We start from the raw sequence: 19189 nt of genomic DNA, 5'->3' as shown, positions 1-19189 counted from the left end.
GGGTATCGCCTTATCCGCGCCCCCCTCCATGAGAAAGACGGACGCGGGCCCACCAGGACACCGTTGAACTGCGATCACTCCGGATCGTCGCGGTGTTCCCGATTCCTTTCCGGTGACCGGACGTTGGGAGATTCCATGATCCGACCGGCCTCGTCGCCGCACTCCCGCGACGACTCAGAACGTTTCACCCCGGCGCACCGCGAGCGGTATCTCGGCCATTTTCCGGCGGCGCGTTCGTGCGTCCTCGGCGAGGTGGCCGCCACGGTCGGGGCGGTCCGGGCCGAGCAGGCGGTGGCGCTGCTCGGCGAGATCGGGGCCGCCGACCGGGTCTACCTGCTGGGCGCGGGCCGTTCGCGGCTGGCGGCGGAGGGGTTCGCGATGCGGCTCGTGCACGTCGGCGTGACCGCGCACGTCGCCCAGGAGGTGACGGCCCCGGCGGCGGGCGAGGGCGATCTGCTCATCGCGTGCAGCGGGTCGGGCGCCACGCCGACCGTGCTGGCGCTGGCCGAGTCGGCGCGGGCGGCGGGCGCGCGGGTGGCGGCGGTGACGGGCGATCCGGCGGCGGCGCTGGCGGAGGCCGCCGACCTGGTGGTGGACGTGACCGAGCACGAGACGGCCGGGCGGCCGGGCTCGGAGCAGTTCGTCGGGACGCTGTTCGAGCAGTGCGCGCTGCTGCTGTTCGACGTGCTGATCCTGACGCTGGAGCGGTCGGGCGCGGCCGATCCGGACTACATGTCGGCGCAGCACACCAACCTGGAGTAGTCATGGGCGTTGCGGCGGGACCGGCCGCGCTTCCGGCGCGGGTGACCGGCACCAACACCAAGGGGCTGCTGGGCCGTCGCGGCCTGGCGGCGTGGCTGGCCGAGCTGCGCGCCGACGCCGCGCCGCTGGCGGCGGCGGGGTTCTTCGTGGCCGTGCCGGGGCCGCTGACGGGCCCGGCGGCGCGCGCGCTGGAGGACACCGGGATCGCGGTGGCCGGTCAGGACTGCTGGCACGACGGGGACGCGGGGGTGCCGACGGGCGAGGTGGCGCCAGCGCTGCTGGCCGAGGTCGGGTGCACGCACGTGCTGCTCGGGCACGCCGACCGCAGGGCGCTGGGCGAGGACGACGCGCTGGTCGCCCGCAAGGCGGCCGCGGCGGCGCGGGCGGGCCTGGTGCCGGTGGTGACCGTCGGGGAGACGGGCCGGGGCCCGGCCGCCGAGGCGGTCACGGCGGCGCAGGCGTCGGTGGTGGCGGCGGCGCTGCCGCCGGGCGCGCCGCTGGTGCTGATGTACGAACCGGCGTGGACGATCGGCGCCGAGCAGGCCGCGGCGCCGGAGTACGCGGCGCCCGTCCTGCACGCCCTGCACGCGATCGGCCGGGGCCGCGCGGGCCCGGTGCGCGTCCTGTACGGCGGCGCGGTGGTGCCGGGGGTGTTCTCGCGGCTGGCGGCGGTGGCGCCGCTGGACGGCGTGGGCCTGGGCCGGGCGGCGCACGACGCGGGGATGCGCCGCGAGGTGCTGGCCGAGGTCCTGCACGGCGCGGCCGGGGAGGCGGGATGAGCGCGGACGTGGCCGGGCGGCCGGTGACGCTGCTGACGTTGCAGTGGACGGACCTGGAGCTGGCGGAGGTGTGCCGGCTGGCGGAGTCGTGGGGGTACGACGGGCTGGAGCTGGCGTGCCATCCCCGGCATCTGGACCTGCGCCGCGCCGGCGACCCGTCCTATCTGCGCGAGGTCCGGGCGACGCTGCGCCGCCACGGCCTGCGCGTGCACGCGCTGGCCGCGCACATGATCGGGCAGGCGGTGTGCGATCCGATCGACGACCGGCATCGCGGGATCGTCCCGCCGTGGGTGTGGGGCGACGGCGACGCCGAGGGGGTGCGGCGGCGGGCGGCCGAGGCGATGCGGGCGGCGGCCCAGGCGGCGGCGTGGCTGGAGGCGCGGACGGTGGTGGGGTTCACCGGGTCGTCGATCTGGCCGATGTTCCTGCGGTTCCCGCCGGTGAGCGAGGCGCGGATCGCGGCGGGCTTCGGCGACTTCGCCCGCCGCTGGACGCCGATCCTGGACGCCTTCGACCAGGTCGGCGTGCGGTTCGCGCTGGAGGTCCATCCGGGCGAGATCGCCTACGACTACTGGACGGCGCGGCGCGCGCTGGAGGCGGTGCAGGGCCATCCGGCGTTCGGGTTCAACCTGGACCCGAGCCATTTCGTGTGGCAGGGCCTGGACCCGGCGGTGTTCGCCGGCGACTTCCGCGACGTGCTGCTGCACGTGGACTTCAAGGACACGCGGCTGGCGCTGGACGGCCGCAACGGGCGGCTGGGCTCGCATCTGCCGTGGGCCGATCCGCGGCGCGGCTGGGACTTCGTGTCGGTGGGGCACGGCGAGGTCGACTTCGAGGCGATCGTGCGGGTGCTGAACGCGATCGGTTACACCGGGCCGATCTCGGTGGAGTGGGAGGACGCGGGCATGGACCGGGAGGCGGCGGCGGCCGAGGCGCTGACGCGGGTGCGGGCGCTGCTGCGGGTGGTGCCGGGCGCGCGGGACGGGGAGGGCCGGTGACGCCGGAGCTGGTGGTGTTCGACTACTCCGAGGTGCTGTCGCGCAACCTGCCCCCGGCGGTGCGGGCGCGGATCGAGCGGGCGGCGGGCGTGGACCCGGAGGTGTTCTGGGCGGCGTTCTGGGGCCGTCGCCGTCCCTACAACCTGGGCGGGTCGGCGGCGGAGTTCTGGGCGGGGGTGGCGGCCGACACGGGCGCGGGCTGGGACGAGGCGGCGCGGCAGCGGCTGTGGGCGCTGGACATCGGCGGGTGCCTGAACCCGCATCCGCCGACGGTGCGGCTCGCGCGGGACCTGGCGGCGCGGGGGGTGCGGCTGGCGCTGCTGTCGGACGCGCCGCCGGATCTGGCGGCGGCGCTGCGGGTGTCGCCGTCGATGGCGGTGTTCGAGCGGCTGTTCTTCAGTTGCGATCTGGGCGCGGTGAAGCCGGAGGACGCGGCCTTCGAGCGGATGCTGTCGGCGCTGCGCGCGGACGCGTCGCGGTGCCTGTACGTCGACGACGGCGCGGCCAACGTGGCGGCGGCGGCGCGGCACGGGTTCGTCGCGCACCGGTACCGGGGGGCGGGCGGGCTGGCGCGGTTCCTGGCCGGGCACGGGCTGCTGCCCGCGTCCTGATCAGCGGCGTCTGCGGCGGCGTTCGGGGCGGGCGGGGACGGTGGTGAGGGGGTGGTCCTCGACGGTGTAGCGGCGGATGTAGGCGGAGAAGAACGCCTGGATGCTGGCCCCGGCGGGCAGGGCGAGCAGCGCTCCGACGGGGCCGATGACGGCGGCGCCGGCCAGGACGAGCCCGAACGCGACGGCGGGGTGCATGTCCAGGGTGCGGGCGGTGATGCGGGGTTGCAGGACGTAGTTCTCGAACTGCTGGTAGGCGACGATGAACAGCAGCACCCACAGCGCGGTGGCGGGGCTCTGGGCGAGCGCGACGACGACGGGCAGCGCCCCGGCCAGGTAGGTGCCGACGGTGGGGATGAACTGGGACACCACGCCGACCCACAGCGCGAGGGTGAGTCCGTAGGGGACGTCCAGCAGCGACAGCGCGATGTAGTGCGCGACGGCCGAGCACGCGGCCAGCAGCGCGCGGGAGTAGATGTAGCCGCCGGTCTTGGTGACGGCGATCTCCCAGGCGCGCAGCACCTGCCGCTGGCGGTGCGGGGGCAGCACCGAGCAGACGGTGCGGCGGAACTGGGGGCCCTGCGCCGACAGGTAGAAGGTGAACAGCAGCATGCCGAGGCCCTTGACCAGGACGCCGGCGGCGGTGGCGCCGATCCCCCACACGTTCCCGGCCAGGTCGGACACGTGCCGGGACAGTTCCTCGGTGATCGACGGCAGTCGTTGCAGGAGGGTGCCGGGTGACAGGTCGGTGCCGAAGGCGTCGTTGATCCAGCCGACGACCTGGTCGGCGTAGCCGGGGACGGCGTTGATGAGGTGGGTGGTCTGGGCGATGAGCAGGGAGCCCAGGACGCCGCCGAACAGGGCGGCGACGGCGGCCAGGAGCAGGAACATGAGGCCGGTGGCGGGGCCGCGCCGCCAGCCGTGCCCGGCCAGCCAGTTGACGGCCGGTTCGATGGCGAACGCCAGGAACAGCGAGGTGAGCAGCAACAGCAGCAGGTCGCGCAGCCGTCCGAGCAGCCACAGCCCGGCGATGAACGCGAGGACGGTCGTCCCGGCCAGGACGAACGCGCGCGGCAGCCAGGGCGGCATGCGGCGCGGATCGGCGGCGGCGCGCGCCTGCTGCGCGGCGACCTCGGGCGTGTGCGTGCTGACGGTCCCGGGCCGCCGCGCCTCCCCCGCCTTGTCCCCCGCCTTGTCCCGAGGCTTGCCCGCCGCGTCGTCCGGTGCGTCGTCCGGCGTTCTGCTCGCGGCGTTCTCCGGCGTGCTGCCCGGGTTCTCGTCCGGCGTCTGGTCCGGGGAGTCGGCGGGGTCGGGTTCGGGCATGGTCGGACGGTAGGCGCCCGGCCGCCGGGACGGGGGCGGGGCGCCCGGGCGGGCGGGGTTTCTTTGCCGGGGTTTCTAGGGGTTGTGGGGGTGCAGGTCGTCCAGGCGGGCGCGCAGGGCGCGGCGGAGCCGTTCGGCGGCGTCGGGGGCGGGGGCGTGCAGGAGGGCGGCGAGCCGGTCGTCGCGGGCGTCCAGGGTGCCGGGCGCGGGCGGGTCGGCGGGGACGGCGCCGGGGCCGGGCGGGGGCCCGTACAGGGCGGTGACGCGGGGCAGGGCGGTGGCGGGGTCGGTGAGGAAGCGCAGCAGGCGGCGGCGCAGGTAGTCCGAGCCGGTGTCGCCGGCGGCGGCGCGGCGGGCGCAGCCGCGCGCGGTGGCGGCGCCCAGGGCGTGTTCGAAGCAGTCGGTGAGGGCGGCGCGGCGGGCGGCGATGAGGGCGTCGGCGTGCGGGTGTTCCAGGACGAACCGCAGGATGGCGCGGGTGGTGTGCTTGTGGTTGGCGCGCAGCCGCCGCAGGGCGAGCAGGGCGGTGACGACGTGGCCGGGCGGCAGCGCGCGGGTGAGGACGGCGGTGAGGCGGGCCAGGTCGGCGCGGTCGGCGTCGGGCAGCCCGGCCTGGGAGGCGGCCAGGACGCCGAGCAGCACGCGGGCGCGCTGCCAGGCGGCCAGGCCGGGCACCAGCGGCAGCAGCGGGTACAGGCGCGGGGCGGAGGCGTGCGCGGTGTGGTGCAGTTCGGCGTCGTCCCAGCACAGGGTGCCGCCGCGCGGCAGGGTGAGCGGGCGGTCGTGGTCGCGCAGATGGGCCAGCAGCGCCGGGATGTCGATGGGGTGACCGGTGAGGGTGTCCATGAGTGCCTCCGCAGTCATGGAGTTTAGGCAGTGCGGGGCGCCGGGCGGTCAGCCGGTGTGGACGGGCGGCGTGGTGGGCTGGGCGGCGGGGGCGGTGCCGGGGGTGACGGCGCGCTGGGCGAGGTAGGCGCCGGTCAGGACGGTGAGGCCGCCGGCGATCTGCACGGGGGTGAGGGTCTCGCCGAGGACGGCCCAGGCGATGAGGGTGGCGGCGACGGTCTCGGTGTAGGCGACGGCTCCGGCGATGGGCGCCGACAGGCGGCGGACGCCCGCGGCGCCGGCCAGGTAGGCGACGACGGTGGAGACGAGCACGATGACGGCGACGAGCAGCCAGCCGGGCGCGGTGGTGCCGGCGAAGTCGACGCGGCCGGGCAGGACGTCCCACGGCAGCGACCAGGGCGTCGCGGGGACGGCGAGGGCGACGGCGGCGACGCAGGTCCCGGCGGCGGTGGTGACGAGGGGGTCGACGGCCGAGCCGAGGTGGTCCAGGAGGAGGAAGTATCCGGCGGCGCAGGCGGCCGAGCCGATGCCGGCGGCCAGGCCGAGCGCGTCCAGGTCCAGTCCGGTCCAGACCCGCACGACCAGGGCGAGGCCGATCAGGGCGACGGCGACCCCGGCGACGGCCGAGCGGGGCACGGCGGCGCGCCGCACGACGCGCGTCCAGACCAGGACGAGCAGGGGCCCGGTGAACTCCAGCAGGATCGCGATGCCGACGGGCAGCCGGGACGCGGCCAGGAAGTACAGGGCCTGGGCTCCGGCGACGGCGGTGAAGCCGTAGGCGACGAGCTGGGGGGCGTGCGCGCGGGCACTGCGCAGCCCGGCGCGGCCCCGGGCGAGCAGCGCGACCGGCAGCAGGACCAGGGCCGCCCCGGCGATGCGCAGCCAGACGGCCTGCCAGGAGGTGAGCCCGGCCTCGATGAGGGCCTTGCCGAACGGCCCCGAGGCGCCGAAGCACACCGAGGACAGCAGCATGAACGCCAGACCGTGCGCGCGCAGCCGCGCGGTGCCGTCCACGGGCGCCTCCCCCTCCGTCCGGGCGGCGCCCGGAAGCCAGCAGCATCCTGGCACAAGGGTCCTTACATCCGCGACGGGGAGATGCCGGGAATGCGGCCGGCCGGGGCGCGGCCCACTACTATGCGCGGGGTGAGCGGGCAGGGGACCGGGGGAACCGGAACAGGCGCAGGCGGACCGTCCACCGACCTCTTCACGGCGGTCGAGGGCAACGTCCGGGAGCTGGTCGCGGCCCCTTGGTGGGCGTCGGCGACGCCGCCGCAGCGGGCCGAGCAGATCGCGGCGCGGATGCTGTGGGGCGCGGGCGAGTGGTGGCTGTACGGGGCGTGGGGCCGCTGGTACCGGTGCGGCCTGGACGGCTCGTGGCAGCCGTGCCCGCCGCCGTCGCAGCCCGCCGACCGCGCCGCGGCCGTCCCGGCGCCGCAGGGCGCGGGCACCCCGCCGATCCCGCCGCAGCTCTTCCCGACCGGCCCGGACCTGTCGGCGGGGCGCGTCAACCCGCACGGGTTCCTGGGCGCGTTGCCCGACACCGGCGTCGTCGCGCGGATCTCGCAGGCGCTGACGACGGCGCTGGCGGTGAACCCGGCGCAGTTCGCGCAGCGCGACCCGATGTTCCAGCCGGGGACGCCGTCGACGGTCGCGGCGGCGTGGGGGGCGCTGCTGTGGTGCGCGGGCGCGCCGGTGGCGCTGACCGAGCATCCGCTCATCGAGTCGTTCACCTACTACCTGACGACGCCCGCCGAGCGGCTGCACTGGATGATGCCGCCGGACTTCTCGACGCTGGCGGGGTACTACGCGCACCGGCTGGGCGCCGGTGACGGCGGCGGCGCCGCCCACATCGCCCGCGTCATGTACGAGGTCGCGACGGGGTTGCAGGGCGACGCGCGGTTCCGTCCGGGCGCCGACGCGCTGGCGGCGGTGACGGGCGCGTCGCTGCGCTACGTCCAGCAGGACCTGGCGATGGCGCGGTACGGCCCGGCGGCGATCGTGCAGGAGTGGCGGCGCCGGTGCCCGCCGGAGTTCGCCACGCCGATGATGCGCGACACCGCGCCGGGCGAGTTCCTGCGGCTGGCCCTGTACGACCTCCAGGAGATCGTCGCCGAGCTGGGCGCGGCGGGCGGCGCGGCCCCGGCGGGCCCGTTCGCGCGCGGCCAGGACCGGGTGCGGCACGCGGGCCTGGCGGTGCTGGCGGCCGATCTGGCGGCGGCGCCGGGGGCGCTTCCGGCGTTGCAGCGGTGGCTAGACACCGACAGTGCCCGCACGGTGCAGGCGGTCCTGGCCGATCCGGCGCATCCGCTGCGGGTGCTGTGGCCGCGCGACGGGCGGCTGCCCGCGGCGCTGCGCACCCAGGACGCCGACGTGCTGGCGTCGCTGCTGGCCACGACCTACGGGCTGGGGCTGACGTGGTGCCGCCTGGCGCAGGTGCCGCCCCCGGCGACGGGGTTCACGGTGCCGCAGGCGGTCGCGGCGGAGCTGACCAGCCCGGCCCTGTACAGCCCGCCGTCGACCGACGAGCTGTCGGCGTGGGACATCATCTCGGCGGCGCGGGCGCATCTGGCGGCGGCGCGTCCGGAGGGGCCGCCCGCCGACGCCCCGGTGGCGCCGGTGCCGGGCCCCGAGGACACCGGGGCGCCCGAGCCGCCCCCGGCGGTGGCGCCGTCGGCGCCGCCGCGCCCGCCCCAGCACGACGCCCAGCACCCGCCGCACGAGCCCGGGTACGGGTCGTCGCACGAGCCGGGGCGGTCCATGCACGGCCCCTCGCACGAGCCCGAGCACGGGCCCTCGCACGAGTCCTCGCACGGGCCCGGGCACGGGTCGCTGCATGGGCCGTCGCACGAGCCCCAGCACGAGTCGGCGCGCGAGCCCGGTTACGGGCGGCCGCACGCTGGGTGGCCGCACGACGGGCCGTCGGGCGCGGGCGCGGTGCGGGACGCGGCGCCGCAGCCGTTGCCGCTGCCGCACGCCGCCGGGCAGCCACCCGGCCCGCCGCCCGTCCCCCCGCCGGGTCCGCCGCCGGGTGCGGCGCCCGCCGGGCCGACGGCGCCGGTGTGGCCCGAGTCCGGTGCCGCCGCCCCGCCGGGAGCGGCGGGCACGCAGGTGGATTCGGGGGCGTTCGCGACGCAGTTCGACGATCCGGGGCGTGCGCGGCATCCGGCGTCGCCGCCCGATCTTCCGCCGCCGCCGGTGCCGGTGCCCGAGACGCCGCCGCCGGTGGTCCCGGCGGCCGAGCACCCGGCGGGGCCGCGGGTGGTGGAGTTGTACGGGGTCCGGTTCCTGTGCGGCGCCGACGACATCGAGCGGGTGGTGACCGAGGCGCGGCGGCGCGGCAAGTGGGCGGCGCGGCTGCGCGGGCAGGAGGTGTCGAGCGCGTCGGTGCCGGCTCTGCTGCTGATCGGGGAGCGTTCCAGCGGGCAGCGGCGGCTGGCGCGGATGGTGGCGCGGGCCCTGGCGGAGGTGGAGGTGTCGTCGGGCGAGGTCCGCACCGTGCACGCCGAGGATCTGCGGGCGGGCGGCGCCGAGCGGCTGGGCGCGGCGCTGGACGAGCATGCGGGGCACGCGCTGCTGCTGGACGGCCTGGACGAGCTGATCCTGGACGACGCGCAGGGCCGCGCGTTCGCTTCGGCGCTGTACCGGGCGCGGCTGGAGGGGGTGAGCGACACGGCGCTGCTGGCGACGTGCGCGCCCGAGCGGGTGGGCGAGCTGTCGGCGGCGGCGCCCGAGCTGCTGACGGATCTGCGCGCGGTGCGGCTGCCCGACACCGGCGCGGCCGAGGTCCGCGAGGCGCTGCTGGGGCTGCTGGCCGACGAGCGGCGGCTGCGGCTGGCGCCCGACGCGTGGGAGGCGGCGCGCGGCGACCTGCCGTCGCTGCGCGGGCGGGGCCGTCTGACCGGCGCGCGCCTGGTGGAGTCGTATCTGGACCGGGCGGCGACGCGGCGGCTGGGCCGCGCCGAGGAGACCCACGCCCTGGGCGACGCGCTGGAACTGACGTTGACGGCAGAGGACTTCGAGGGCGTGGCCCAGGAACTGGCGGGCTGACCCGCACCACACCGACCCAACGCCGGTCCGACCCGACGCCGGGCTGGATCGACGCCGGGCTGGATCGACGCCGGTCCGACTCGACGCGGGGCGGGGTCGGCGCGGCGTCGAATCTGCCCCGCACCGAATCGGTGCCGCACCGGATCAGGCCCGCACCGAATCGGCGACGCGTCGAGTCGGCGCCGGGCTGGGTCGGCGCCGCACCGGATCGGTGCCGCGTTGAATCGGTGCCGCGTCGGATCGGCACGGGGCAGGGTCGGTGCCGCGTCGGATAGGCGGCGCGTTGAATCGGCGCGGGGCTGGATCGGGGCGGGGCTGGATCGGGGCGGGGCTGAATCGGCCCCGCCCCGGATGGCGCGGGGCTGGTCGGCGGCGCGTCGGATCGGCACCGGGCGGTGGCGTGTCCAGTCGGCGCGGGGCGTGGTCGGCCCGGGCGTCGGACCGGCGCCGTGTCGGACCGGTGGCGCGTCGGATCGGCGCCGTGTCGGTGGCGCGCCCGGTCGGTGCGGGGCTGGGTCGGCCCGGCGTCGGGTCGGTGGCGTGTTGGGTCGGTGGCGCGTCGGGTCGGTGTGGGGCTGGCGTCGTTGCCGGGATGGTCGGTGCCGGTTTTAGGCCGGGCTGCGCTGGGTCGTTCTCGGGATGGTCAGGGGGTGTCGGTGGTTTCGGGGGTGGGGTGGGCGTAGGGGTCGGTGACGCCGTGGGGGCTGGTGAGGTCGTCGGTGTCGCCTTGGGTGAGGTGGGCGCCGGCGGTGTAGGCGGTGTCCAGGAAGCGCAGGACGGTGCCGACGGGGTCGTCGGTGGTGCGGGCGTCGTCGTACTTCAGGACGGCCAGGTGGCTGCCGCCGCCCGATTCGGTCCAGTGCGCCCAGTCGGGCCACAGGGGCTGGTCGGCGAGCCCGGCGGGTTCGGGCGCGGTGTAGGAGTAGAAGGCGGGCCAGGGGCGTTCGTCGTCGCCGAACCAGAACCCGGCGGAGATGACCTCCTGGCTGTAGGCCTCGCGGGTGACGGGGTCGGCGTTGGCGCTGACGGGGACGTGGCGTCCGGTGAAGCGGGTGACGGCCAGGTCGAAGGTGTGCCAGAAGTGGTGGACGGGGGAGGTCTTGCCGCAGAAGTCGGCGGCGTGCCGTTCCAGGACGGCGGCGACCTGGGACAGGATGCGCCAGTAGCGGGTGATGAGGGCGGGGTCGTAGTCGGCGTGGCGGGTGTCGTCGGCGAACGGGGTGGCGTCGTCCAGGTCGAACGGGACGTCCCAGATGTCGGGGTGGACGCCCAGGTCGGCCAGGGCGGCGAAGACGGCGTCGTGGAAGGTGGCGACGGACTGGCCGATGAGCGGGATCTGGATCTGGGCGCCGTCCATGCGGTCGACGCGCACCTGGTGGGAGCACAGGTCGAAGTCGACGCAGAACTGCGCGGCGGGGTCGCCCATGGGGCGGGTGGTGAGGCCGCGTCCGGTGAGGTGGAAGGGGACGTTCCACCAGTGGTTGCGGCGTACCGAGCACGCGAGCCGGATCTTGCCGACGATCTGGGCGAAGCGGTGGAAGGTGTCCTTGGTGGCGCGCCAGTCCTCCAGGGGCATGGCGGGGAACAGTTCCAGTTCGGCGCCGGGCGGGACGACCGGCGCGGTGCCGGTGCCCGGTTCGGTGCGCGGCGGGTCGTCCTGGGCGGTGCGGGTCATGGTGTCCCCCGGTTCGGGTGGCGGTCAGATGCGGAAGACGGTCTTGCCGCGCGCGTCGCCGTCGCGGGCGGCGTCCAGGGTGGCGGGCGCGTCCGACAGCGGCACCTGGTGCTCGATGCGGATCTTCAGGCGGCCGGCGTCGATGAGGTCGGCCAGGTCGGCGAGCCGCCGGGAGGTGGCCTGGTTGGAGTAGTTGACGCCGTGGACCTGCCGGGCGGCGAGCCCGTCGGGGTTGAGCGCGAAGACGGTGGACAGGTAGGTGCCGCCGGGCCGCAGCAGGTTGGCGTAGGGCTCGATGCCGGCGGCGGGCGTGACCAGGTCGATGATGACGTCCACGCCGCCGGGGTGGGCGGCGACGATCTGGGCGGGGACGGTGCCGGTGGTGTAGTCGACGGTCTCGGCGGCGCCGAGCGCGGTGAGCAGGTCGGCCGAGTCGGGGGCGGCGGTGGCGACGACGTGGGCGCCGCGGTCGGCGCAGAGCTGGACGGCGGCCTGCCCGACGCCGCCGGTCGCGCCGATGACCAGGACGGTCTGGCCGACGTCGACCTGGGCGGTCTCGACGAGCCCGGCGGCGGTGGTGGCGGAGGTGGGGACGGCGGCGGCCTGCTCGTAGATCATGCCGTGGGGCATGGGCGCGATGGGGCCCTCGGCGTCGGCGACGGCGTATTCGGCGTAGGAGCCGATGCCGCGGGTGACGTCGAGGAACTGGCCGTAGACGTGGTCGCCGGGGCGGAACCGGGTGACCTGGTCCCCGACGGCCTGGACGACGCCGGCGCCGTCGCTGCCCAGGACGAGGGGGAAGTGGTGGTCGGCGGCGTCCTTGAGGGCGCCGTCGGCGACCTTGAGGTCGAAGGGGTTGAATCCGGCGGCGTGCAGCCGGACCAGGACCTGGTGGGGGCCGTGCTCGGGTGCGGGCAGGTCGGTCAGGACGGGTTCGGCGCCGAACCCGCTGATGGTGATCGCGCGCATGACGGCCTTCTTTCCCTCGGCGTGCTGGTCGGCGTGCTGCACGGGGCGGGCGGCCCCGGTGGGGCTGATCCCCGCGCGGCGGCGCCGCGCAACCGTGTTTGGCGCAACCTTGGCGGGGTCTTGCCCGGCCGCTGGGCGCGCGTGCCCGGTGTCAGTCCCCCGGGGCGTTGAGGCGGGTCGCGGGCGACTGGCACGCCTGGTGGACGCCCGGAGGGATGTGGGTCTGGACGGGCACGTCGCGGCGGATGGTCAGCCAGGACGCGGCGCCGCCGAGCGCGCACAGCGCGGCGGCCAGCAGCATGGCGCGCGGATATCCGGCGCCCAGGGGCCCGTCGCCGCGGGTGTGGAGTCCGGCGGCCAGCGGCAGGACGGCGACGGCGAGCAGGTTCGCCAGCCGCGACACGGCGTTGTTGGTGCCGGAGGCGGCGCCGACGTGGTCCTCGTCGACCGAGGCGAGCACGGTGGAGGTGAGCGGCGCGACGGTCAGCGCCATGCCGAGGCCGAACACCACGACGCCGGGCAGCACGCCGGTGAGGTAGGACGCGCCGGGCTGCGCCAGCGCCATCAGCGCGACGCCCGCCCCGGCGATCAGCGGCCCGGCGGTCATGGGCAGGCGGGCGCCGGTGCGCTGCGCCAGGGCGCCGATGCGGCTGGACAGCAGCAGCATGATGACCGTCATGGGCAGGGTGGCGGTCCCGGCGGCCAGCGCCGAGTAGCCCAGGGACGTCTGGAGTTGCAGGGTGAGCAGGAACAGGGCGCCGCCGAGCGCGGCGTACACGGCCAGGGTGGTGAGGTTGGCGCCGACGAACTGGCGGGAGCGCAGCATGTGCAGGGGCAGCAGCGGGTTGGCGGCGCGGCGTTCGATGAACGGGAACGCGATCAGCCCGGCGGCGCCGGCGAGGGCGGCGGCGGTGGCCAGGGGCGTCCAGCCGTGGGCGGGGATCTCGATGAGGGCGTAGACGGCGCCGCCGAGCCCGGCGGTGACGGCCAGCGCGCCGGGGTAGTCCAGGCGGCGGCCGGTGGCGGCGCGGGTCTCGGGGACGCGCCGCAGCGCGTACAGGGTGGCGGCGGCCAGCGGGACGTTGATGAGGAACACCCAGCGCCAGGAGGCGGCGTCGACGAGCCAGCCGCCCAGGAAGGGGCCGAGGGCGGAGGCGACGCCGGCCAGGGCGGCCCAGCGGCCGATGGCGGCGCCGCGGTCGCGTTCGTCGATGGTGGCGTCGATGATGGCCAGGCTGCCGGGGACCAGCAGGGCGCCGCCGACGCCCTGGGCGACGCGGGCGGCGATGAGCGCTCCGGCGCCGGGCGCCAGCCCGCAGGCCAGCGACGCCGCGGTGAACACGACGAGCCCGGCGGCGAAGACGCGGCGGTGGCCGTAGCGGTCGCCGAGGGCGCCGCCGAGCAGCAGCAGCGCCGAGAGGGTGAGCAGGTAGCCGTCCAGGGTCCATTGCAGGACGGGCAGGCCGCCGCCGAGGTCGCGGCCGATGGCGGGCAGGGCGACGTTGACGACCGAGCCGTCCAGGAACGCCACGCCCGAGCCCAGGACGGTGGCGGTGACGATGTGGCGTCCGGTGGCCGAGCCGAGGCGGACGCGGCCGGTGCCCGGCGCCGGGCCGGGGGTGGGCGCGGGGTGCGTGGACAGGGTCGCCTCCGGTGCTGGTCGGGTGTTCACCGGGAGCGTGCCGTCCCGGGCGGGGCCCCCAAACCGCCTTTGAAGGTTACGGGAGGGGCGCGTGACCGTCCCGGGGGTTCAGGGCAGGGCGCGGGTGAACCAGACGGTCTTGCCGCCGGGGGCGGGGCGGGTTCCGGTGGCGGTGGCCAGGGCGGCGACGATGAGCAGGCCGCGGCCGTGTTCGGCGAGGGGGCCGGGGTCGGTGCGCGGGCCGGGCGGCGGGGCGTGGTCGGTGATCTCGGCGTGCAGGGTGCGGGGCGGCCCGGGGACCAGGGTGAGGCGCAGGGTGACGGGCCCGTGCCCGTGGACGACGGCGTTGGCGACCAGCTCGTCGATCATGAGGACGATGTCGCCGGTGGCGGCGTCGTCGGTGACGCGCCAGTCGGCCAGCGCGGCACGCCCGCGGGCGCGCGCGGCGGCTGCGGCCCGGGGCCCGACGGGCAACCGCAACCGCACACTGGGCCACGCCCCGCCAGTCGCCCCGCCGGTTGTGCCGCCGGTAGGCCCGTCGATTGTCACGCCGGTTGCCCCACTGCTCGCGCCGCCGCTCGTGCGGCTGCTCGTGTCTCCGGTTCTCCCGCCGATTGTGCCGCTGCTCGTGTCGCCGGTTGTCGCGTTCCGTGTCGTGTCCGGTGTGCCGTTGGGGGTGCCGGGTGGTGGGGCGGGTGGTGCGGTGAGCGGGCTGCTCGGGCGGGTCATGGTGGTCCTCTCCCCCGGTGGTCCGGCGGCCGGGCGGCCGTGCCGGTGCGTCGTCCCGACCGGTGGGACGCGCCGCGCGGCGGGCGGGTGCACGGGCGCGGGGGCGGGCTCGCCGTGGCGGGAGGGAACCGTCACCGGCGGGTGAGGGCGCGGCGGGGTCGCGGCGGGGTGAGGTGCGCGACACGGCGCGCCGTGGGGGCGGCGGTGGGAGGAGGCAGGGCCGGGAAGCGGTTACAGTGGACGCGGTCGGTGTGGCATGTGTCCCCCGGGCTCTATTCACAGCCTTCGTGGAATACCGCCGGGTCCTCGTGGCCCGGGCCGGAGCCGCGTTGTGCCTTTCGCCGTGAGGCGACCACCACACCGGCCTTGAACGTCGAAGGCCCCGGCAGGGTCTCCCTGCCGGGGCCTTCGACGTTCGTCGGGTGCGGTGGTCAGGTCAGAGCGGTCAGTGCCGCGGCCGTGAGAGCGGCGACCGCGGCGACGGCGACGAGCACGATCGCGGCGATGAGCCGGAGGTCGGTGCGGCGTGGCGGGCGGCGGCCGTGCGCGGTGAGGCGGGCGGCCAGGCGGGGGTCGTCGGCGGTGAGGTGGGCCTCGATCTCGGCGAGGAGCCGCCGTTCCTGCATCGACAGCGCCATGGGGACGTCCTCTGGGGTGAAGGCGACGGGGTGTGGTGGTTCTCCCCCGGCGAACGGGTTTTACCCGTCGCCTTCACTGCGGAGTCAGCGGCCGGGTGCGGTGACGGTGGCGGCGCGAGCGGGCGCCGACTCGTGGTGCAGGCGGTCCAGCGCGGTGACGTAGTAGGTGTAGGTCTGCCCGGCCTTGGCGGTGGGGTCGACGATGCCGCCGCCGCGCACGGACGTCAGCAGCCGGTCGGCGGGGACGGCCGCGCACGCGGCGCCCTTGCCGTCGACGCGGTAGACGGCGTAGGCGGTGGCGTCGCGGGAGGGCTGCCAGCCGACGCGGACGCCGCGGTCGCCGTCGGCGGCGGCGGTGACCGAGCGGACGGCGGCGGGCGCCTTGCCGCCGGGGGCGGGCGGCGGGAGGGCGGGGCGTCCGTAGTGGTCCTTGCGGACCCGCTGGGCGAGCCCGGCGCGGTTGCCGACCATGTCCTTGGCGGAGAAGTACACGTCGCCGCGCACCTGGGGGTGGCGCTGGTTGAGCGTGAGGTGCTTGGACAGTTCGGCGGGGTTCTTCCACGGCCCGGACTCGCCGCCGCGGTAGGCGGCCTGCCCGATCGTCAGTTGCACGCCGGTGCCCTGGACGAGCTTGGACCACCAGGCGACCAGGGTGCCGTAGTCGGCGCGTGAGTCGCCGATGGCCCAGTAGAGCTGGGGGGTGACGTAGTCGATCCAGCCCTCCTTGATCCAGCGGCGGGTGTCGGCGTACTGGGCGTCGTAGGACTGGAGGGCGCGGGTGTCGGACCCGGCGGGGTCGCTGGACTTGTTGCGCCAGACGCCGAAGGGGCTGATGCCGAACCGCACGTGCGGTTTGGCGCGGCGGATCTGGCCGTGCAGGTCGCGCACGAGGGTGTCGACGTTGCCGCGCCGCCAGGCGGCCTTGGTCTTGCCGTCGCCGAAGCGGCGGTAGGTGGCCTCGTCGGGGTAGTCGCCCGATCCGTCGGGATAGGGGTAGAAGTAGTCGTCGAAGTGGACGGCGTCGATGTCGTACTTGCGGACGACGTCCAGGACGGCCTTGGTGGCCAGGTCGCGGACCTCGGGAAGCCCCGGGTCGTACCAGAGGCCGCCGCCGTACTCGCGGACCCAGGAGGGGTTCTTGCGGGCGGGGCTGTCGGGGGCGAGCTTGGAGCGGTCGGTCTCGCGGGCGACGCGGTAGGGGTTGAACCAGGCGTGGAACTCCAGGTTCCGCGCGTGCGACTCCTTGATCATGAAGTCGAGGACGTCGTAGCCGGGGTTCTTGCCGGGCGTCCCGGTGATCCACTTGGACCACGGTTCGTAGGGCGAGTCGTAGAACGCGTCGGAGTTCGGGCGGATCTGGACGAACACCGAGTTGAGGTTGAGGTCGCGGGCGCGGTCGAGCAGGCGGCGGTAGTGGGCCTTCTGCTGCTCGGCGTCGTCGCCCTTGTCGGGCCAGTCGATGTTGCCGACCGTCGCGATCCACATCGCCCGCAGCTCGCGTTCCCGGGAGTCGCCGGGGGCGGCGACGGCGGGGCACTCGGGGCTGGTGCCGGTGCCGCCGCCGGCGACGGGCGCTCCGGCGGGCGGTGGCTCGGCGGCACCGCCCAGACCGCACGCGGCCAGTCCCGCGGCCAGGGCGCCGGTGAGCGCGGCGGCGGTGAGCGTGCGCGCGGGGCGGCGCGCGGGACGGGGCGGGATGGGGTCGTGCTGGATGGGTCGGACCATAGTGCGGCCCATTGTTACGCATTCGTCACCGTGCTCGGGACGATTCGGCTCCGACTTGCCGTGTTCGAACACCAGTTCTAGTGTGGGGCGGGTGGCCGAGGCGTCACCCCAGGTCAGACGGCCGGGTAACCGTGAGGGAGGCCCGCATGCGGTGGGATCACCTGCGCACCGACACCACCGGGGACGCGGCGCTCCGCACCCCCGGCGCGACGCTCGACGATCTCTTCGAGGAAGCGCCCGGCGATCCGAGCGGTGCCCGACCCGGGGATGCGAACGCGACGTCGGGCCGCCCGCCCGGTGCAACGTCCGGCGATCTTTTCGAGGGGGCGCCCGGCGATCTGCGCGGCGCCCCGTCCGGGCGTGCGAAGACGGCGTCGGGCCGCCCGCCCGGCGCAGAGCCCGGCGATCTTTTCGACGGAGTTCCCGGCGATCCGGGTGGCGCGTCATCCGGGGGTGCGAACGCGGCTTTGGGCCGCTCGCCCCGAGAGACGCCCGGCGATCTTTTCGAGGGGACGGCAGGCGATCCGGGCGGCGCTCCGGGCGGGAGCGCGAACGCGGCGACGGGTCGCCCGCCCGGCGCGACACCCGGCGATCCCTTCCAGGGGGCGCCCGGCGATCTGCGCGGCGCTCCGTCCGGGGGCGCGAACGCGGCGTTGAGCCGCCCGCCCGGAATGACGCCCGAGGATCTTTCGGAGGGGGCGGCAGGCGATCCGGGCGGTGCCGCGCTCCGGGGCGCGGCTCCGGGGCGCGCGCCCGGGGCGACGCTCGGCGGTGTCCCGGAGGGGGCGGCCGGTGGTTCCGGCGGCGCGCGCGGGACGCCGGTGCCGCTGCTGGAGCGCGGCGCGGTCGCGCGCACGTTCGCGACGCCGGCGTTCGCCGGGATGACGTTCTACGAGGTCCGGGCGCGCAGCGTCGTCAACCGCGTCCCCGACGGCTCGCACGTGCCGTTCCGGTGGACGATCAACCCGTACCGGGGCTGCTCGCACGCGTGCGTGTACTGCTTCGCCCGCAAGACGCACGAGTACCTCGATCTGGACTCGGGGGAGGATTTCGACCGTCGTGTCGTCGTCAAGGTCAACGCCGCCGAGTGCGCCCGCGCCGACCTGGCCGCGCCCCGGCTGCGCGGCGAGCACGTCGCGATGGGCACCAACGTCGACTGCTACCAGCGCGCCGAGGGCCGCTACCGGCTGATGCCGGGCATCATCGCAGCGCTGGCCGACGCGGGGAACCCGTTCTCGATCCTGACCAAGGGCACGCTGATCCTGCGCGACCTGCCGCGGCTGGCCGAGGCGGCGGCGCGCGTCCCGGTGTCCACGGCGGTGTCGGGCGGCGTCCTCGATCGCGACCTGGCGCGGCTGCTGGAGCCGGGCACGCCCGCGCCGCGCCGCCGGCTGGAGGCGTGCGCGCGGCTCAACGACGCGGGCATCGGCTGCTCGGTGCTGCTGGGGCCGGTGCTGCCGTACCTGACCGACTCCCCCGCGCAGCTCGACGCCGCCGTCCGCGCCGCCGCCGAGGCGGGCGCCACGTCGGTGACCGCGATCCCGCTGCACCTGCGTCCCGGCGCCCGCGCCTGGTTCCAGCGCTGGCTGCGCGAGCACCGCCCCGACCTGGTCGTCCCCTACGCCCGCCTGTACCGGGGCGGTTCCTACACGCCGCGCGCCTACCAGGACCGCATCGCCGCGCAGGTCCGCGACCTGGCGGCCCGGCACGGCGTCGGCACCCGCCCGCGCCCGCGCATCGCACCGCCCCCGCCCGAACCGCGCCAGCTCACCCTGCTGTGACCCGCGCACCCCAGGCCGCACCCGCGCCCCCGGGATGTGACCGCGCCCCCGGATGTCGCCGCGCCTCGCCAGTGCCCGCGCCCCGGCCGTGCCCGTGCCCGCGCGACCCGGGCCGTCGCCACACGCGGCGCGTCCGCGGCCGTGCCCTCGGCGGTGACCGTGCCTAGCCTGTGCCCGCGTCCCGGGCGTGGCCGCGCCCCCGGCGGTGGCCGTGCCTCGCCAGCGCCCGAGCCCCCGGGATGTGGCCGCGCCCCCAGGCCGTGGCGGCGGCCCCGGCGGTGGCCGTGCCTCGCCAGTGCTCGCGCCCCGGGCGTGCCCGCGCCCGCGGATGTGGCCGCGCCCCGGGATGTGGCCGTGGCTCGCGCGCGCCCGTGCGCCCCAGGCGGTGGCCGCGCGGCCCGGGCGGTGGCCGCGTCCGGGCCGTGGCCGTGGCTGTGGCCGTGGCTGTGGCCGTGGCTGTGGCCGTGGCTGTGCCCGCGTCCCGGGCGTGCCCGCGCGCCCCGGAACGTGGCCGTGCCCCTGGCGGTGGTTGTGTCTCGCCAGTGCTCGCGCCGGGATGTGGCGTGCCGCCGGGTGTGGCCGTGTCTTGCCGGTGCTCGGGTTGCGGGTGTGTCGGTGTCGTGGTGGTTCGTGGTGGGGGCCGGGGCGGGTTAGAGGGGGTGCGGCG

General features: G+C 76.5%; 15 protein-coding genes. 6 read left to right on the top strand and 9 right to left on the bottom strand.

The features are described 5' to 3' along the window. The first annotated feature begins 135 nt into the window (after nucleotides 1-135). The 4 genes from hxlB to C229_RS0116910 are packed head-to-tail and all read left to right on the top strand — an operon-like array spanning nucleotide 136 to nucleotide 3150. Nucleotides 136-762: a 6-phospho-3-hexuloisomerase gene (gene hxlB / locus C229_RS0116925; RefSeq protein ID WP_018656273.1), complete on the top strand. Its 627-nt coding sequence runs from the start codon at nucleotides 136-138 to the stop codon at nucleotides 760-762. 2 nt (nucleotides 763-764) lie between these two features. Further along, a complete protein-coding gene (locus C229_RS0116920) occupies nucleotides 765-1541 on the top strand; it encodes a triose-phosphate isomerase (protein WP_018656272.1) in 777 nt (258 codons plus the stop codon). Beyond that, a complete protein-coding gene (locus C229_RS0116915) occupies nucleotides 1538-2539 on the top strand; it encodes a sugar phosphate isomerase/epimerase family protein (protein WP_018656271.1) in 1002 nt (333 codons plus the stop codon). Before C229_RS0116920 ends, C229_RS0116915 begins: the two co-directional genes overlap by 4 nt. Further along, on the top strand, nucleotides 2536-3150 hold the full coding sequence (locus C229_RS0116910; RefSeq protein WP_018656270.1) for an HAD-IA family hydrolase: 615 nt from the start codon (nucleotides 2536-2538) through the stop codon (nucleotides 3148-3150). Before C229_RS0116915 ends, C229_RS0116910 begins: the two co-directional genes overlap by 4 nt. Here C229_RS0116910 and C229_RS0116905 read toward each other — a convergent pair whose 3' ends face one another. The 3 genes from C229_RS0116905 to C229_RS0116895 form a co-directional block, all read right to left on the bottom strand. Next, nucleotides 3151-4470: an AI-2E family transporter gene (locus C229_RS0116905; RefSeq protein ID WP_018656269.1), complete on the bottom strand. Its 1320-nt coding sequence runs from the start codon at nucleotides 4468-4470 to the stop codon at nucleotides 3151-3153. A 75-nt stretch (nucleotides 4471-4545) separates the two neighbouring features. After that, the gene (locus C229_RS30935) at nucleotides 4546-5334 is read right to left on the bottom strand and encodes a hypothetical protein (RefSeq protein ID WP_155884892.1); all 789 of its coding nucleotides are present in this window, start codon (nucleotides 5332-5334) and stop codon (nucleotides 4546-4548) included. Nucleotides 5335-5364: 30 nt separating this feature from the next. Next, complete coding sequence (locus C229_RS0116895) at nucleotides 5365-6330, bottom strand: EamA family transporter (RefSeq protein WP_018656267.1); 966 nt, start codon at nucleotides 6328-6330, stop codon at nucleotides 5365-5367. A gap of 129 nt (nucleotides 6331-6459) precedes the next feature. On the opposite strand from C229_RS0116895, the gene C229_RS0116890 reads away from it, so the two are divergent. Further along, a complete protein-coding gene (locus C229_RS0116890) occupies nucleotides 6460-9363 on the top strand; it encodes an ATP-binding protein (protein WP_155884891.1) in 2904 nt (967 codons plus the stop codon). Nucleotides 9364-10006: 643 nt separating this feature from the next. Here C229_RS0116890 and C229_RS0116885 read toward each other — a convergent pair. The 6 genes from C229_RS0116885 to C229_RS0116860 all read right to left on the bottom strand — a co-directional run bounded on the left by C229_RS0116885 (nucleotide 10007) and on the right by C229_RS0116860 (nucleotide 16741). Then, a complete protein-coding gene (locus C229_RS0116885) occupies nucleotides 10007-11038 on the bottom strand; it encodes a DUF5996 family protein (protein ID WP_018656266.1) in 1032 nt (343 codons plus the stop codon). A 24-nt stretch (nucleotides 11039-11062) separates the two neighbouring features. After that, nucleotides 11063-12007 (bottom strand): NADP-dependent oxidoreductase, encoded by a 945-nt coding sequence (locus tag C229_RS0116880; protein WP_026313870.1) that lies wholly within the window; start codon nucleotides 12005-12007, stop codon nucleotides 11063-11065. 151 nt (nucleotides 12008-12158) lie between these two features. After that, on the bottom strand, nucleotides 12159-13679 hold the full coding sequence (locus C229_RS0116875) for an MFS transporter (protein ID WP_018656264.1): 1521 nt from the start codon (nucleotides 13677-13679) through the stop codon (nucleotides 12159-12161). 78 nt (nucleotides 13680-13757) lie between these two features. Continuing rightward, entirely contained in the window at nucleotides 13758-14123 is a 366-nt protein-coding gene (locus C229_RS34700; RefSeq protein WP_018656263.1) for an ATP-binding protein, read from the bottom strand. Nucleotides 14124-14809: 686 nt separating this feature from the next. Further along, on the bottom strand, nucleotides 14810-15016 hold the full coding sequence (locus tag C229_RS0116865) for a DUF3040 domain-containing protein (RefSeq protein ID WP_018656262.1): 207 nt from the start codon (nucleotides 15014-15016) through the stop codon (nucleotides 14810-14812). A gap of 84 nt (nucleotides 15017-15100) precedes the next feature. Beyond that, nucleotides 15101-16741 (bottom strand): glycoside hydrolase family 10-like protein, encoded by a 1641-nt coding sequence (locus tag C229_RS0116860; protein WP_018656261.1) that lies wholly within the window; start codon nucleotides 16739-16741, stop codon nucleotides 15101-15103. Nucleotides 16742-17562: 821 nt separating this feature from the next. Between C229_RS0116860 and C229_RS30925 the strand changes: the two genes are divergently transcribed. Continuing rightward, on the top strand, nucleotides 17563-18522 hold the full coding sequence (locus C229_RS30925) for an Rv2578c family radical SAM protein (RefSeq protein ID WP_018656260.1): 960 nt from the start codon (nucleotides 17563-17565) through the stop codon (nucleotides 18520-18522). Nucleotides 18523-19189: the final 667 nt, after the last annotated feature.

The organism is Actinomadura flavalba DSM 45200, from assembly GCF_000374305.1.
In the GTDB taxonomy this organism is placed as follows: Bacteria; Actinomycetota; Actinomycetes; order Streptosporangiales; family Streptosporangiaceae; genus Spirillospora; species Spirillospora flavalba.
The sequence above is the reverse complement of the archived record's forward strand: the minus strand, read 5'-3'. Positions and strand labels throughout refer to the sequence as shown.

Coding starts and splice junctions, on each gene's coding strand:
- hxlB (WP_018656273.1), top strand. CDS start 136: ATGATCCGACCGGCCTCGTCGCCGCACTCCCGCGACGACTCAGAACGT.
- C229_RS0116920 (WP_018656272.1), top strand. CDS start 765: ATGGGCGTTGCGGCGGGACCGGCCGCGCTTCCGGCGCGGGTGACCGGC.
- C229_RS0116915 (WP_018656271.1), top strand. CDS start 1,538: ATGAGCGCGGACGTGGCCGGGCGGCCGGTGACGCTGCTGACGTTGCAG.
- C229_RS0116905 (WP_018656269.1), bottom strand. CDS start 4,470: ATGCCCGAACCCGACCCCGCCGACTCCCCGGACCAGACGCCGGACGAG.
- C229_RS30935 (WP_155884892.1), bottom strand. CDS start 5,334: ATGACTGCGGAGGCACTCATGGACACCCTCACCGGTCACCCCATCGAC.
- C229_RS0116885 (WP_018656266.1), bottom strand. CDS start 11,038: ATGACCCGCACCGCCCAGGACGACCCGCCGCGCACCGAACCGGGCACC.
- C229_RS0116880 (WP_026313870.1), bottom strand. CDS start 12,007: ATGCGCGCGATCACCATCAGCGGGTTCGGCGCCGAACCCGTCCTGACC.
- C229_RS0116865 (WP_018656262.1), bottom strand. CDS start 15,016: ATGGCGCTGTCGATGCAGGAACGGCGGCTCCTCGCCGAGATCGAGGCC.
- C229_RS0116860 (WP_018656261.1), bottom strand. CDS start 16,741: ATGGTCCGACCCATCCAGCACGACCCCATCCCGCCCCGTCCCGCGCGC.